Source organism: Achromobacter sp. SLBN-14, assembly GCF_006715415.1.
GTDB classification, from domain to species: Bacteria; Pseudomonadota; Gammaproteobacteria; order Burkholderiales; family Burkholderiaceae_B; genus Achromobacter; species Achromobacter mucicolens.
On sequence record NZ_VFNE01000001.1, the window covers coordinates 4,625,729 to 4,640,113 of the forward strand.

Annotated in this window: 10 protein-coding genes; 8 read left to right on the forward strand and 2 right to left on the reverse strand. The window is 67.2% G+C overall.

The window, feature by feature from the left end:
* Window positions 1-59: 59 nt before the first annotated feature.
* Window positions 60-1,322 (reverse strand): 4-aminobutyrate--2-oxoglutarate transaminase, encoded by a 1,263-nt coding sequence (locus FBY20_RS21185; protein ID WP_056323744.1) that lies wholly within the window; start codon window positions 1,320-1,322, stop codon window positions 60-62.
* Between the two features lie 96 nt (window positions 1,323-1,418).
* On the opposite strand from FBY20_RS21185, the gene FBY20_RS21190 reads away from it, so the two are divergent.
* Window positions 1,419-2,930, forward strand: coding sequence for a PLP-dependent aminotransferase family protein (locus FBY20_RS21190; RefSeq protein WP_370458352.1), 1,512 nt, complete (start codon window positions 1,419-1,421; stop codon window positions 2,928-2,930).
* Between the two features lie 7 nt (window positions 2,931-2,937).
* Here the strand turns inward: FBY20_RS21190 and FBY20_RS21195 are convergent, their stop codons facing one another.
* Window positions 2,938-3,852 carry a DUF72 domain-containing protein gene (locus FBY20_RS21195; protein ID WP_142054427.1) on the reverse strand — a complete coding sequence of 305 codons (915 nt, stop codon included), beginning with the start codon at window positions 3,850-3,852 and terminating at the stop codon, window positions 2,938-2,940.
* A gap of 115 nt (window positions 3,853-3,967) precedes the next feature.
* On the opposite strand from FBY20_RS21195, the gene FBY20_RS21200 reads away from it, so the two are divergent.
* The 7 genes from FBY20_RS21200 (at window position 3,968) to FBY20_RS21230 (ending at window position 14,384) form a co-directional block, all read left to right on the forward strand.
* Window positions 3,968-6,097, forward strand: coding sequence for an ATP-dependent helicase (locus FBY20_RS21200; RefSeq protein WP_255452432.1), 2,130 nt, complete (start codon window positions 3,968-3,970; stop codon window positions 6,095-6,097).
* An 84-nt stretch (window positions 6,098-6,181) separates the two neighbouring features.
* Window positions 6,182-7,192: a magnesium and cobalt transport protein CorA gene (locus tag FBY20_RS21205; RefSeq protein ID WP_142054429.1), complete on the forward strand. Its 1,011-nt coding sequence runs from the start codon at window positions 6,182-6,184 to the stop codon at window positions 7,190-7,192.
* The gene (locus FBY20_RS21210; protein ID WP_174245440.1) at window positions 7,189-7,866 is read left to right on the forward strand and encodes a thermonuclease family protein; all 678 of its coding nucleotides are present in this window, start codon (window positions 7,189-7,191) and stop codon (window positions 7,864-7,866) included. Before FBY20_RS21205 ends, FBY20_RS21210 begins: the two co-directional genes overlap by 4 nt.
* Before the next feature lie 101 nt (window positions 7,867-7,967).
* A complete protein-coding gene (locus FBY20_RS21215; protein ID WP_142054433.1) occupies window positions 7,968-10,205 on the forward strand; it encodes an ABC transporter substrate-binding protein in 2,238 nt (745 codons plus the stop codon).
* Window positions 10,202-11,179 (forward strand): ABC transporter permease, encoded by a 978-nt coding sequence (locus tag FBY20_RS21220; RefSeq protein ID WP_056323758.1) that lies wholly within the window; start codon window positions 10,202-10,204, stop codon window positions 11,177-11,179. Before FBY20_RS21215 ends, FBY20_RS21220 begins: the two co-directional genes overlap by 4 nt.
* 5 nt (window positions 11,180-11,184) lie before the next feature.
* A complete protein-coding gene (locus FBY20_RS21225) occupies window positions 11,185-12,696 on the forward strand; it encodes an ABC transporter permease (protein ID WP_142054435.1) in 1,512 nt (503 codons plus the stop codon).
* Window positions 12,693-14,384 carry an ABC transporter ATP-binding protein gene (locus FBY20_RS21230; protein WP_056323763.1) on the forward strand — a complete coding sequence of 564 codons (1,692 nt, stop codon included), beginning with the start codon at window positions 12,693-12,695 and terminating at the stop codon, window positions 14,382-14,384. The genes FBY20_RS21225 and FBY20_RS21230 overlap by 4 nt, the downstream gene beginning before the upstream one ends.
* Window position 14,385: the final 1 nt, after the last annotated feature.

A 14,385-nucleotide genomic window follows, 5' to 3' on the forward strand; every position in this document is an offset into this window, starting at 1 on the left:
GCTACGCCCGCAATCGTTATGCCCGCCGGCCGAATAACCGGTTAGTCAGGGCTCGCGCCTCAAGCGGCAAGCGCCTCGGACAGGATGTCCAGCGCGCGTGCGAACTGGGCGTCGGGAATGGTCAAGGGATACAGGAAGCGCAGGACGTTTCCGTATACACCGCAGCTTAGCAAAATCAGGCCGGCGTCGAGGGCGCGCTTCTGCACGCGCTTGACCGCTTCGGCGTCGGGCTTGCCCGCCGCGTCGTTCAGTTCCAGCGCGACCATCGAACCCAGGCCGCGCACGTCGGCGATGCCGGGCACCTTGCCGCGCAGGCCTTCCAGGTGGGCGCGCAGCTTGTCGCCCAATTGGGTGGCGCGTTCGCACAGCTTTTCCTCGGCGATGACGTCCAGCACGGCGTGCGCCGCGGCCACAGCCAGCGGATTGCCGGCGTACGTGCCGCCCAGGCCGCCCGCGGCGGGGCCGTCCATGATCTCGGCGCGGCCGACGATGCCGGAGATGGGGAAGCCGCCGCCCAGGCTCTTGGCCATCGTGATGATGTCGGCCTGCACGGTGTGATGCTCCATCGCGAACAGCTTGCCGGTGCGGCCAAAGCCCGTCTGGACTTCGTCGGCGATCAGCAGGATGCCGTGCTCGTCGCAGACCTTGCGCAGCGCCGTCATCAGTTCGGGCGGCGTGATGTTGAAGCCGCCTTCGCCCTGCACGGGCTCGATGATGATGGCCGCGACGCGCTTCGGATCGATGTCGACCTTGAACAGCAGGTCCAGCGCCTTGAGCGAATCGGCCACGCTGATCGATTGCGTGGCGTTGGGGAACGGCACGTGATAGATGTCGCCGGGCATGGGGCCGAACGACAGCTTATAGGGGGCGACCTTGCCGGTCAGCGCCATGCCCAGCATCGTGCGGCCATGGAACGAGCCGGAGAAGGCGATAACGCCCGAGCGGCCGGTGGCCGAGCGTGCGATCTTCACGGCGTTCTCGACGGCTTCGACGCCGGTCGTGAAGAAGGCGGTCTTCTTCAGGCCATCGATGGGGGCCACGCGGTTGATGCGCTCGGCGAGCGAGATGTAGCCTTCGTACGGCACGATCTGATAGGCCGTGTGCGTGAAGTTGTCCAGCTGCGCGGTGACCGCGGCCTTGACCTTCGGGTGCAGGTGGCCCGTGTTCAGCACGGCGATGCCGCCTGCGAAGTCGATGTATTCCTTGCCTTCGGCATCCCACAGCGTGGCGTTTTCCGCGCGCACGGCATAGAAGTCGCACATGACGCCGACGCCGCGCGGCGTGGCCAGGGAACGGCGGGTATTCAGATCCTGATTCTTCATCTCGGTCTCGATGAGAGTGATGGGCGGTAAAGCACTTATTTAATGCTACGATGGCCCCACTTGTGGGAACCACTTTAATAAATCAGGTAGAACCAATTGCGGTCCATCGTCGGTGACTTGCTGCTTCTGCGCCTGGCCGATGGCGCCAGCGAGCCCATGAACAAGCGGCTCTACCGCGGCATCCGTGAAGCCATCCTGGATGGATCCATTGCCGCGGACTCGCGCCTGCCCGCCACGCGGGACCTGGCGGCCGAGCTGGGCATTGCCCGCAACACGGTCGTGCACGTCTACAGCCAGCTGCTTGCCGAGGGCTATACCCGCAGCCGGCAGGGCAATGGCACTTTCGTCAATGCGTCGGTGCCGGACTCCTACCTGGCCAGTGGCCGCCGCGCGCGCCAGGCGCACGAGGCGGCTTCGCGTCCCTCGCTGTCGCCGCGCGGCGCGGCTATCGTCGATGGGGTGTCGGCCTCGCCCTACCAGTGGGGGGCGTTCATGCCGGGCGTGCCCGACCTGACCGAGTTTCCGCACAAGAAGTTTGGCCGCATCTTCAGCGCGCTATGGCGCAACCCCGCGCCGGACCTGCTGACGTATTCCTACGGCGGCGGGCTGCCGGCGCTGCGCGAGGCGCTGGCGCAGCATCTGGCGCTGACCCGGTCGATCGACTGCGATCCCGAACAGATCATCATCACCGAAGGCTCGCACCAGGCCATCGACCTGGCCACGCGCATCCTGGGCGAGGCGGGCGAAACGGCGTGGGTCGAGGACCCCGGCTACTGGGGCGCGCGCACCATTCTGCAGGCCAACGGACTGCGCACGGTGCACCTGCCCGTGGACGAAGAAGGCATGCGGCTGCCGGACACCGTGGGCACGCCGCCGCGGTTCATCTTCGTCACGCCTTCGCACCAGTATCCGCTGGGGCCGGTCATGTCGCTGGCCCGCCGGCGGCAACTGCTGGCGGTGGCGCGGCAGTGCGGCAGCTGGATCATCGAGGACGACTACGACAGCGAATTCCGCTTCTCGGGCAGGCCGATCGCGTCGCTGCTGGGCCTGGAGTCCGACGCGCCGGTGATCTACATGGGCACGTTCAGCAAGACGCTGTACCCCGGCCTGCGCGTGGGCTATCTGGTGCTGCCCAAGCCGCTGACCGCGGCGTTCCAGGCCGCGCACGCCGAGCTGTACCGCGAGGGTCACCTTATGACGCACGCGGCGCTGGCGACGTTCATTTCCGAAGGCCATTACGCGGCGCACATCCGCCGCATGCGCATGCTGTACGGCCGCCGCCGCGCCATGCTCGTCAACCTGATCGAGCGGCGGCTGGGACCGGACTGGCTGCATCGCGACGCCAGCATGGCCGGCCTGCATCTGGTGCTGACCCTGCCGCCCGACATGGACGACCTGCGCGTGGTCGAGGTGGCCCGCAGCAAGGGCGTGCTGACGCGGGCGCTCTCGCGCTACTACGTCAACGACGAAGGACGCCGGCCGGGGCTGCTGCTGGGCTACGCCTGCGTGCCGGAGCACGACATCGCGCGCAAGTTCGAGGTGCTGCTGGAGAGTCTGGCCGAAGTGGCACGGCCCGTGGCGCGGCCTGCCGCCAAGGCGGGCGCCTGATACCCGTTCACACGCCCGGCAGCGTCAGCGCCGAGGCAAAGGCGGCGGCGTTGTTCATGCCCTGGTCTTCGAAGTTGGTGTTGAACACCGCGTGGGCCTGTCCCGATTGCGAGGCCAGCCGGGTGAAGCGGGCGACCAGTTCGGCCAGTTCCGCTTCCGAGTACTCGTACTGGAACCTTCCCGACGACGCGGCGCCCGAGGCGTTCCAGGTGGCCGCGTTGCGCCCGTGCAGGCGCAGCAGCGTCAGGTCAGGATGGGTGCTTTCCCAGACCGCGGGCACGGTGTTGTCGAAGCCTTGCGGGGCGTCCACGACGGTGTGCACCACGCCCAGATCGCGCTCGAAGGCCAGCGTGCCTGCCGTCGCATCGGCGGTCTCGAACCAGCTGCGGTGGCGGAATTCCACGGACACCAGGTGTTCCTCCATGCGCCGCGCGCAGTCGGCCACGCGCGCCATGCCCCGGGCGTCCCGCCGTATCCACGGCGGAAACTGGAAATGCACCGCGCCCAGCTTGCCCGGCATCCGCAAGGGCTCGATGGCCAACTGGTAGCGCCGCCAGAGTTCGTCGCGCAGGTCGGCGGGCATTCGGTCGTGGTAGATGACCGGATCCGGCCAGTCGGCCAGTTCGCGCTGGATGTCGCCGGGCAGGGCCGAGAGCGGCGTCTGGTGGCCGGTGAACAGCCGGAAGGCCTTGATGTTGAAGACGAAGTCGTCCGGCGTACGCGTGGCCCACCGGTGTGCGTTGTCGGGGGTGGGCATCGCGTAGAAGCTGGAGTCGACCTCGGCCAGCGAAAAGCGCGACGCGTAAAAGCGCAGCCGGGATTCGGCGCTGCGGGCGTCGGGCGGATAAAAGCGGCCGCAGGCCAGCAGGGTAGGGTCGGTCCAGGAGGCGGTGCCGGTCAGGATGCGGGGGAAATCGGGCATGGCGCCAGGGCGGTTCAGACGGATTCGCAAAAATTCTGTATAAATATACAGTGTTCATCCGGAGCCAGCCTTGGCTCCTTCCTTTTTTGCGGCCGCAGCGCTGCGGCTCCGCGACATGCCAGACCAAGATCCTCTTTCGCATACTCCCGACAACGACAACGCCGCCGCGCGAGCTGCCGAGCGGCCCGATCCGTTGGCCGACCTGAATCCCGCCCAACGCGAAGCGGCCGAATTCGGCGTGGCAGGCGCGCCCGGCACCGATGGCCCGCTGCTGGTCATCGCGGGGGCGGGGTCGGGCAAGACCAACACGCTTGCGCATCGCGTGGCCCACCTGATCCTGAACGGGGCGGACCCGCAGCGCATGCTGCTGCTGACGTTTTCGCGCCGAGCGGCGCTGGAAATGGAGCGGCGCGTGGGATCGGTGCTGCAGCGGGTGATGAACCTGCGCGCGTCGCAGCAGGCGCCGTCGCTGCCGTGGGCGGGCACCTTCCATGCGATCGGCGCGCGGCTCTTGCGCGACTGCGCCCAGCGCATCGGTCTGTCCGAGGCCTTCACCATCCACGACCGCGGCGATGCCGAGGACCTGATGGGCATGGTGCGCCATGAACTTGGCCTGTCCTCCACCAAATCGCGCTTTCCGCTCAAAGGGACGTGCCTGGCGATCTATTCGCGCGTGGTCAACAGCCAGACGCCCGTGGGCGACGTGCTCAAGACCTCGTTTCCGTGGTGCGCCCAATGGGAGGACGAGCTCAAGAACCTGTTCCGCGCGTACGTCGCGGCCAAACAGGATCAGCAGGTGCTGGACTATGACGATCTGCTGCTGTACTGGTCCGAGATGATGTCGGACGAGGAAATCGCGGCCGACGTGGGCGCGCGCTTCGACCACGTGCTGGTTGACGAATACCAGGACACGAACCGGCTGCAATCGGCCATTCTTTTGGCCATGAAACCGGACGGCCGGGGCTTGACGGTGGTGGGCGACGACGCACAGTCCATCTATTCGTTCCGCGCGGCCACGGTGCGCAACATCCTGGACTTTCCCAATCTCTTTCCCGCGCCGGCGCGCGTCATCACGCTGGACCGCAACTACCGGTCCTCGCAACCCATCCTGAACGCCTCGAACGCGGTGATCGCGCAGGCGACCGAACGCTATGCCAAGGACCTGTGGACCGATCGCAAGTCCTCGCAGATGCCCGAACTGGTGACGGTGAGCGACGAGGCCGGCCAGGCGCGCTGGGTGGCCGACCAGGTGCTTGCGCAGCGCGAGGGGGGCGCGACGCTCAAGTCGCAGGCGGCGCTGTTTCGCACGGCCAGCCACAGCGCCGCGCTGGAACTGGAGCTGACCCGTCGCAACATCCCGTTCGTCAAATTCGGCGGGCTGCGCTTTCTGGAAGCGGCGCACGTCAAGGATCTGCTGTCGATCCTGCGCTGGGCCGAGAATCCGCGCGGCCGCATGGCGGGTTTCCGGGTTGCGCAGCTGATGCCGGGCATCGGGCCGGCGACGGCGGGCAAGCTGATGGACGCCATGTCCGCCTCGTCCGAGCCGCTGCGCACGCTGCGCGAATTCAAGCCGGGCGCGGCGGCCCAGGAAGAGTGGGGCGCTTTTGCCGACACCTACGCCGCTTTGTGCGACCCCGCCCTGAAGTGGCCCGCTGACGTGGACCTGGCGCTGCGCTGGTACAGCGGCCAGCTCGAGCGCCTGTATGACGATGCGCGCGTGCGCAAGACCGATCTGGACCAGCTGGTGCGCATCGCATCGGGCTACCCGTCGCGCGAGCGCTTCCTGACCGAGCTGACGCTGGACCCGCCCGACGCCACCAGTGACGAATCCGGCGCGCCGCTGCGCGACGAGGACTACATGATCCTGTCCACCATCCATTCGGCCAAGGGCCAGGAATGGAAGGCGGTGTATGTGCTGAACGTCGTGGATGGCTGCATTCCGTCGGACATGAGCACGGGCACCGCCGAAGAAATCGAGGAAGAGCGCCGGCTGCTTTACGTGGCCATGACGCGGGCCAAGGAACGGCTTCAGCTCGTCGTGCCGCAGCGCTTTTATGTGCATCAGCAGACAGGCATGGGCGACCGCCACGTTTATGGATCGCGCACGCGGTTCATCACCAACGCGATGCTGCCGCTCTTTGACCATCTTCCCAAGCTGCCCGACCTGCCGCCCGGACGGGCCGAGCCGCGCGAGCCGCAGGCCCCGCGCATCGACGTGGCCAAGCGGGTGCGCAGCCTTTTCTGAGCCAGCGGCCCGTCAGCGGGCTGGGCTATCATCGGCCGATAACCACACGCTGCGCGGCAGGGATCGATTTGTCCGAGGAAGTCTATGTCTACTGAAGCACAAGCCGCCGACGCGCCCAAGGGCGAGGTCGTGGCATCGATCGCCTACGTGAACGGACGGCGGGACCGTGAGGTGCCCATTGCTGAAGCCGGCCAGTACGTCGCCCAGCGCCAGGGCCAGAGCATGTTGTGGATCGGCCTGCGCAACCCCAGCCCCGAAACGCTTGCCAAGGTGTCGCGCGAACTGGGCGCTTGCGACAAGAACCAGGAAGAGATGCTGGAAACCCACCGGCGGCCCAAGATCATCGACTACGGCAACATGATCCTGATCGTCGCCATCACGGTCGAGGTCGAGGCTGAACGTCCCATCTTTGGCGAGACGCAGTTCCTCATCGGCGACGGCTTTCTGGTCACGGTGCGGCGCGGCGCCACGGCGGCCCACAGCCCGCTGCGCGAGCGCCTGGAGGCCTCGCCCGACCTGCTCAAGCGCGGCAGCGATTATGTGGCGTCCGAACTGCTGGATTGGCTGGTGGACCGTTATGTCTCGGCGGCCGTCAAGATCGAGAGCGTCGTCGAGGGCGCGGAGCAAAAGCTCCTGATCCGCGGCGCCAAGGACTCGGATATCCGCAGGCTGTACCGTCAGCGCCGCGACCTGCTGCGCATCCATACGGTGGTCTCGCCGCTGGCCGAGATCTGCCGCCGGCTGGCGCGGGTCGAAATGTCCGCCGTCGACGAGCACGCGCGGCCCTACTTCGGCGAAGTGGCCGACCGGGTGCTGCGCGTGGACGAACTGTTCAATTCACTGCGCGAGTCGCTGGCGTTCGCCTTTGAAGCCAGCCTGATGATCGGGCAGGCGGCGCAGAACGACACCACGCGCAAACTGGCCTCCTGGGCCGCCATCCTGGCCGTGCCTACCGCCATCGCCGGCATCTATGGCATGAACTTCGAATTCATGCCCGAACTTAAGTCTCCGTGGGGGTATCCGATCACGCTGGGCGTCATCGCGTCCATCTGCTCGGTGCTGTACTGGCGGTTCCGCAAGTCCGGCTGGTTGTGATGCGCCGCAAATCTCCCTTTCGTGGCGGCAGCAAGCTGACCGCCCTTGTCGTTGCCCTGGTTCTGGCGGTGGCGGGTGCCATCGCGAACTGGCTTGAACCGCAGGATTCGGCGCCGCAGCGCCCGGGGCCGACGGCAAGCGGCAAGCCCTCGGCGCCGGCCGCAGGCAAACCGTCGGCCGTGGCGCCTGCGGGTGGTGTGCCGCCGGGGAGCTTCACCCTGACCGGCACGATCGTGAACGTGGCGGATGGCGACACCGTGACGCTGCGGGCGCCTGACGGCCAGCGGCGTATCCGGATGGACAGCATCGACGCGCCGGAGGAGGGCCATGGCACGGACCAGCCCGGCCAGCCCGACGCCGAGGCGTCGCGCAAGCACCTGGCAGATCTGGTGGCCGGCAAGACGCTCACGGCGCAGTGCTACGAGCAGGACCAATATGGCCGCGATGTCTGCGCGCTGATCCTGGCCGACGGCCGCTCGGCCAACCGCGTGCAGGTCGAAGCCGGCTACGCCTGGGCCTACACGGCCCGCAAGGGCGATTACCTGCGCGACAAGGCCATGCCGGACCTGCAGCGCCAGGCCAAGGCGGCTGGCCGCGGGGTGTGGGCGCGTCCGGACCCCGTGCAGCCCTGGAAGTGGCGCTACGACTGCTGGCGCCAGCGCCAGTGCGGCTGAAGGCCGCCAGCCCCGCATTTCGTCCCTAGGGGGATGCCGGGGTACTTCCCCGGCCCCCCATTTGCTATCCTCTGTCGCTACGAAACGACGGGAAGGTTTCCATGGGTGTACTGAAGCGGCTCTGGGCGTCGGCCATGCTGCTGTCGCTGGCGTTGGCGGGCTGCTCGCAGGAAAGCCCCATCAACAGCCCCTATCCATCCGGCGCCGAAAGCCAGAACACGCTGTATTCCGCTTTCGTCAAACGCTCGCCCAAATACCTGGACCCGGCCAGCTCCTATTCCGGCGACGAGACGCCCTACACCTACAACATCTATGAGCCGCTTTACGGGTATCACTACCTGAAGCGGCCCTACGAGCTGGTGCCGCGCGCGGCGGCGTCGATCGATCCGCCGGTCTACCTGGACAAGGCGGGCAACCCGCTGCCCGAGGACGCGCCCGGCGAGCAGATCGCGCAAAGCGTCTACGACATCAAGATCCGTCCCGGCATACGCTTTGCGCCGCACCCGGCCTTTGCCCGCAAGCAGGACGGCAGCTACGCCTACTATCCGCTCGCCCCGGGCGAACTGGACGACAAGTTCCACATCCCCGATTTCCCCCTGACGGGCACCCGCGAGCTCACGGCCCACGACTACGCCTATGCCTTCCGGCGCCTGGCCAGCCCGCGGGTCGTGTCGCCCATCTATTCGCTCATGGCCGAGCACGTGCAGGGCCTGAAGGACTACGGCGACCGGCTGCGCCAGCGCGACCAGGATCTGCGGCGCGACGTGCCGGGCGGCAGCGGCACGCTGCCCTGGCTGGATCTGCGCGAGGACGACGGCTTTACGGGCGTCGAGGCGCTGGATGACCACACGCTGCGCATCCGCGTCGACGGCAAGTATCCGCAGTTCAAGTACTGGCTGGCCATGACCTTCACCGCGCCCATTCCCTGGGAGGCGGACCGTTTCTACAGCCAGCCCGGCATGGCCGCGCACGACCTGTCGCTGAACACCTGGCCGGTCGGCACCGGCCCGTACATGCTGGTCGAGTCGCTTCAGAACCGCCGCCACGTGCTGGGCCGCAACCCCAATTACCACGGCGAGCCCTATCCCTGCGAAGGCGAACCCGGCGACAAGGCCGCAGGCCTGCTGGCCGACTGCGGCAAGCCCACGCCCTTCATCGACCGCGCCGAGTTCAGCGTCGAAAAAGAAGCCATTCCGCTGACCGGCAAGTTCATGCAGGGCTATTACGACGTGCCGCAGATCGAGCGCGGCGAATACGGCGTGGCGATGCTGGTGGCGGCCGGCGACAGCCAGGACAAGGCGCGCAAATACCAGGAACACGGCATCAAGCTGCCCACCACGGTCGAGACCGCCAACTGGTACATGGGGTTTAACTGGCTGGATCCGGTGGTGGGCAAGGGCGACACGCCCGAACAACAGGAGCGCAACCGCAAGCTGCGCCAGGCGATCAGCATTGCCTTCGACTGGGAAGAATACGTGGCCGTGTTCGAGAACAGCCAGGCGTCCGTCGCATACGGCCCGGTGCCGCCCGGCGTGCTGGGCTATCGCGACCCGCCCGAAGGCATCAATCCGGTGGTGTATGACCTGGTCGATGGCAAGCCCGTGCGCAAGTCCATCGACGTGGCCAAGCGGCTGCTGGCCGAGGCCGGCTACCCCGATGGCCGCAACGCGCAGACGGGCGCGCCGCTGGTGCTGTATTTCGACTCGATGAGCGGAGGCGGGTCCAACCCGCAGTTCGACTGGATGCGGCGCCAATTGGCCAAGATCGGCGTGCAGCTCGACGTGCGCGCCACCGACTACAACCGCTTCCAGGACAAGATGCTTCGCGGCGCCGCGCAGATCTTCCTGTGGGGCTGGAACGCCGACTACCCCGACGCCGAAAACTTCCTCTTCCTGCTCTACGGCCCGAACGCCAAGGCCAAGGGCGGCGGCGAAAACGCGGCCAACTACGCCAGCCCCGAATTCGACAAACTGTTCGAGCAAATGAAATTCCTGGACGACGGCCCCGAAAAGGCCGAACTGATCGCCCAGATGATCGCCGTCGTCCAGCGCGATGCGCCGTGGATGTTCGGCTACTTCCCGATGTCGGGCGGGGCCTACCAGCAGTGGGTCGGCAACGCCAAGCCCACGCAGATGGTGCGCAACACGCTGCAGTACATGAAGATCGATCCGGCCTTGCGCCAGCAGAAGATCGACGAATGGAATTCGCCGATCTGGTGGCCCATCGGCGTTTTCATTCTGCTGCTGGCGCTGGCGATCTGGCCTTCGTACGTGGCGCTCAAGCGGCGTGAACGCCAGACGGCATTCGTGCCGCCCGAACGCAAGGAGCATCAATCATGATCGGCTATGTGATCCGCCGGCTGCTGTATGGCGTGCTGATTCTGATCGGCGTCAATCTCTTCACCTTCATCCTGTTCTTCGCTGTGAACACGCCGGACGACATGGCGCGGCTGGCCATCGGCGGACAGCGCGTCAGCCAGGACGCCGTCGAAAAATGGAAGGCCGAGCGCGGCTACGACAAGCCGCTGTTCTTCAACGCCCAGGCCCAGGGCACGGCGCAGTTGACGGACACGGTGTTCTACCGCCGCTCGGTGCCGCTGCTGGTCATGGACTTTGGCGCCTCCGACGGCGGCCGCGACATCGGCCGCGAGATCAAGACGCGCATGGGGCCCAGCCTGGCGCTGGCGGTGCCCACCTTCTTTCTGGGCCTGTTCGCCAGCATCGTGTTTTCGTTGACGCTGGTGTACTTCCGGGCGACGCGCCTGGATTTCTGGGGCGTCGTGCTGTGCGTGATGCTGCTGTCGATATCCAGCCTGTTCTACATCATTGCGGGCCAATGGCTGTTCGCCAAGCTCTTGCGGCTGGTGCCGTTCTCGGGCTATTCGGGCGGCCTGGACGTGATCAAGTTCCTTGCGCTACCGGTGCTGGTGGCAATCGTGTCTCGGTTGGGACCCGAGGCGCGCTTTTACCGCACGCTGTTTCTTGAAGAAATCGGCAAGGATTACGTGCGCACCGCGCGTTCCAAGGGGCTGGCCGAGCGCGTCGTGCTGTTCCGCCATGTGCTGCGCAACGCGATGCTGCCCATCCTGACCAGCACCGTCGCCGCGCTGCCGCTGCTGTTCATGGGCAGCCTGATCGCCGAGTCGTTCTTCGGCATTCCCGGCCTGGGCAGCTACACCATCGACGCCATCAATGCGCAGGATTTCTCGATCGTGCGCGCCATGGTGTTCCTGGGCGCGGCCCTGTACATCGTGGGGCTGATCCTGGCCGACATTTCCTACACGCTGGCCGATCCCCGCGTGCGTTTCGAGTAGCCGCCATGCCCAAGTTCGTCTTTCTCTGGACCGATATCGCGCTGTGGCTGATGGTGGCCGGCGCGCTGGCCTATGTGTGGCACGTGCGCCGCAGTCCCAACCTGCGCGCCACCTGGGCGCGCGTGGCGCGCGATACCCCCGCCATGTGCTCGGCCGTCATCCTGGTCGCGTTTTCGGTGATCGGCCTGCTGGATTCCGTGCACTACCGTCCGCTGCTGCCGCCCGCGCCGGGCGCGGCCGCCGATGCCCCGCCGGTGTATGCGCCGGCGGTGCGGTCGGCGCTGGACGGCCTGTTGGCCGGCACCGTGCTGACCCGCCCCGAAAAAACCTATTCCGAACCGCTGGCCGCGCATCAGTTCACCAAAGAGACCATGCTGATCGACGACAAGCCGGTGCGCGACTTTCCGCGGCTGCGCGGCGCCGCGCTGCACCTGACCGATCCGGAGAAGGAACGCGGGGGCGACATCGCCATGCGGCTGGGTTGGGGCCTGGCCGCCGGGCTGGGCGTGGCGCTGGCGGGCGCGGTGCTGCTGTTCGCGTGCCTGGCGCGCGCCACCGGGTCGGCGTCCCACGCCGCCGAGGAATTGCTGGCCGGCCGGGCCGATATCCCGTGGCGTGCCATGACAATCACCTTTGCGCTGTTGTGCCTGGCCGTGGGCGCGCTGGCCGGCCTGTCCAGCGGCTACCACGCGTTGGGCACCGACCGCATCGGCAACGACGTGCTGTGGCAGGCGCTGAAAAGCATCCGCACGGCGCTCGTCATCGGCAGCCTCACCACGCTGGCGATGCTGCCGCCCGCCATCGTCTTCGGCATCGCGGCCGGGTATTTCAAGGGCAAGGTCGACGACGCCATTCAATACCTTTACACCACCATCACGTCGATTCCCGGCGTGCTGCTGGTGGCCGCCTGCGCGCTGATGATGCAGGTCTACATCGACAACCATTCTGACCTCTTCGACACGTCCGCCGCGCGCGCCGACCTGCGGCTGTTCCTCTTGTGCATGATTCTCGGACTGACTGGCTGGGCGGGGCTGTGCCGCCTGCTGCGCGCCGAGACCCTCAAGCTGCGCGAGCTGGAATACGTGCAGGCCGCGCGCGCGTTCGGTGTTTCGCATTGGCGCATCATGACGCGCCACCTGCTGCCCAACGTCGCGCATCTGGTCCTGATCACCGTGGTGCTGGAATTTTCGGGGCTCGTTCTGTATGAAGCCGTGCTGTCCTACCTGGGCATCGGCGTGGATCCCAGCATGAATTCCTTCGGCTCGATGATCGACGGCGCGCGGCTGGAAATGTCGCGCGATCCCATGATCTGGTGGAACCTGATGACCGCTTTCATCTTCATGCTGGCGCTGGTGCTGGCCGCCAACCTGTTTGCGGACGCGGTGCGCGACGCCTTCGATCCGCGCACACGCCGCTACAAGCCCAGCCGCCTCGCGCGCCTGGGCTTTATGGGCCGCCGGCCGGAAGCCATGCTGGCGGCCGACGGCCGCGCCTCCAAGACCGGGGAGGCGCCATGAGCGACGGCACCCCTTTGTTGACCGTGCAGGGCCTGGATGTCGACGTCGCGGGCGAAACCGGCATCACCCACGCGGTCAAGCGCCTGGCGCTGGCCATCTCCCAACGCGAGACCTTCGCGCTGGTGGGCGAATCGGGCTGCGGCAAGAGCATGACCGCGCTGGCGCTGTTGCGGCTGCTGCCGGATGCCGGACGCATCGTGGGCGGGCAGATCGACCTGGACGGCGAAGACCTCAACCGCCTGCCCGAGAGCGCCATGCGCGGCGTGCGCGGCGGACGTATCGGCATCATCTTCCAGGAACCGTCCACCAGCCTGAATCCGGTCATGCGGGTGGGCGACCAGATCATCGAAACGCTGACCGCGCACACGCCCCTGCGCGGGGCGGCTGCGCGCGCGCGGGCCATCGACTGGCTGCGCCGGGTCGGCATCCCCGAGCCCGAGCGCCGCATCGACGACTATCCCTTCCAGTTTTCCGGCGGCCAGAAGCAGCGCGTCATGATCGCCATCGCACTGGCGGCTGAGCCGCTGCTGCTGATCGCGGACGAGCCCACCACTGCGCTGGACGTGACGGTGCAGGCGCAGGTGCTGGACCTGCTGGCCACCATCCAGCAGGAAATGGGCATGGCCGTGCTGCTGATCACGCATGACCTGGCCGTGGTCAAGAACGTGGCGCACCACGTCGCCTTGATGCGCGGCGGCGAGATCGTCGAGAGCGCCAGCGCCGAGGAATTCTTCCGCGCGCCGCGTCATCCCTACGCCAAACAGCTCTTCGAAGCCATCCCCACGTTCGACAAGCGCGGCGTGCCGCTGACCGAACACGGTCGCGCCGCGGCCGCGCAGGAGCGCGCGCGGGGCGAACCGGCCAAGGCGGGCGGCGTGGTGCTGGACGTGCAGGACCTGAAAGTCCATTACCCGGTGCGCAAGGGGCCGCTGCGCCGCATCGTGTCGTGGGTCAAGGCCGTGGACGGCGTGACCTTCACCTTGCGCGCGGGCGAAACCCTGGCCCTGCTGGGCGAGTCCGGCTGCGGCAAGACCACCACCGGCAAGGCGCTGCTGCGGCTGATCGACGGCGCGCGCGTGTCGGGCCGCGCCATGCTGCAAGGCCAGGACCTGCTGACCGCCGACCGGCGCCAGTTGCAGCGCCTGCGCCAGGACATCCAGATCGTGTTCCAGGACCCGTATGCGTCGCTGGACCCGCGCATGCGCATCGGCGAGATCCTGGACGAGGGGCTGGCGTCGCTCAAGCGCGGCATGAGCCGGCCGGACCGCGAGAAGCACGCCGCGCAGCTCATCGAGCGGGTCGGGTTGCCGGCCAACACGCTGACGCGTTATCCGCACGAGTTCTCGGGCGGACAGCGCCAGCGCATCGCGATCGCCCGCGCGCTGGCGGTCGAACCCAAGGTGCTGATCTGCGACGAGCCCACATCGGCGCTGGACGTGTCGGTGCAGGCACAGATCCTGGACCTGCTGCGCGAACTGCAGGCCGAACTGGGCATCGCCTATCTGTTCATCACCCACAATTTCGGGGTGGTCGAATACCTGGCGGATCGTATCGCGGTCATGGACAAGGGCCGCATCGTCGAACTGGGACAGGCCGAGTCGGTGTTGCTGGCGCCCCGCCAGGAAGTCACCCGCCGCCTGCTGGCCGCGGTGCCGCGCTTGCACTTCGGGCCGCCCGAAGCGGCCTGAT

Excerpts from the sequence above, each read along its gene's own strand:
- FBY20_RS21220 (WP_056323758.1), top strand. The coding sequence starts at position 10,202 with ATGATCGGCTATGTGATCCGCCGGCTGCTGTATGGCGTGCTGATTCTG.
- FBY20_RS21205 (WP_142054429.1), top strand. The coding sequence starts at position 6,182 with ATGTCTACTGAAGCACAAGCCGCCGACGCGCCCAAGGGCGAGGTCGTG.
- FBY20_RS21225 (WP_142054435.1), top strand. The coding sequence starts at position 11,185 with ATGCCCAAGTTCGTCTTTCTCTGGACCGATATCGCGCTGTGGCTGATG.
- FBY20_RS21215 (WP_142054433.1), top strand. The coding sequence starts at position 7,968 with ATGGGTGTACTGAAGCGGCTCTGGGCGTCGGCCATGCTGCTGTCGCTG.
- FBY20_RS21185 (WP_056323744.1), bottom strand. The coding sequence starts at position 1,322 with ATGAAGAATCAGGATCTGAATACCCGCCGTTCCCTGGCCACGCCGCGC.
- FBY20_RS21200 (WP_255452432.1), top strand. The coding sequence starts at position 3,968 with ATGCCAGACCAAGATCCTCTTTCGCATACTCCCGACAACGACAACGCC.
- FBY20_RS21195 (WP_142054427.1), bottom strand. The coding sequence starts at position 3,852 with ATGCCCGATTTCCCCCGCATCCTGACCGGCACCGCCTCCTGGACCGAC.
- FBY20_RS21230 (WP_056323763.1), top strand. The coding sequence starts at position 12,693 with ATGAGCGACGGCACCCCTTTGTTGACCGTGCAGGGCCTGGATGTCGAC.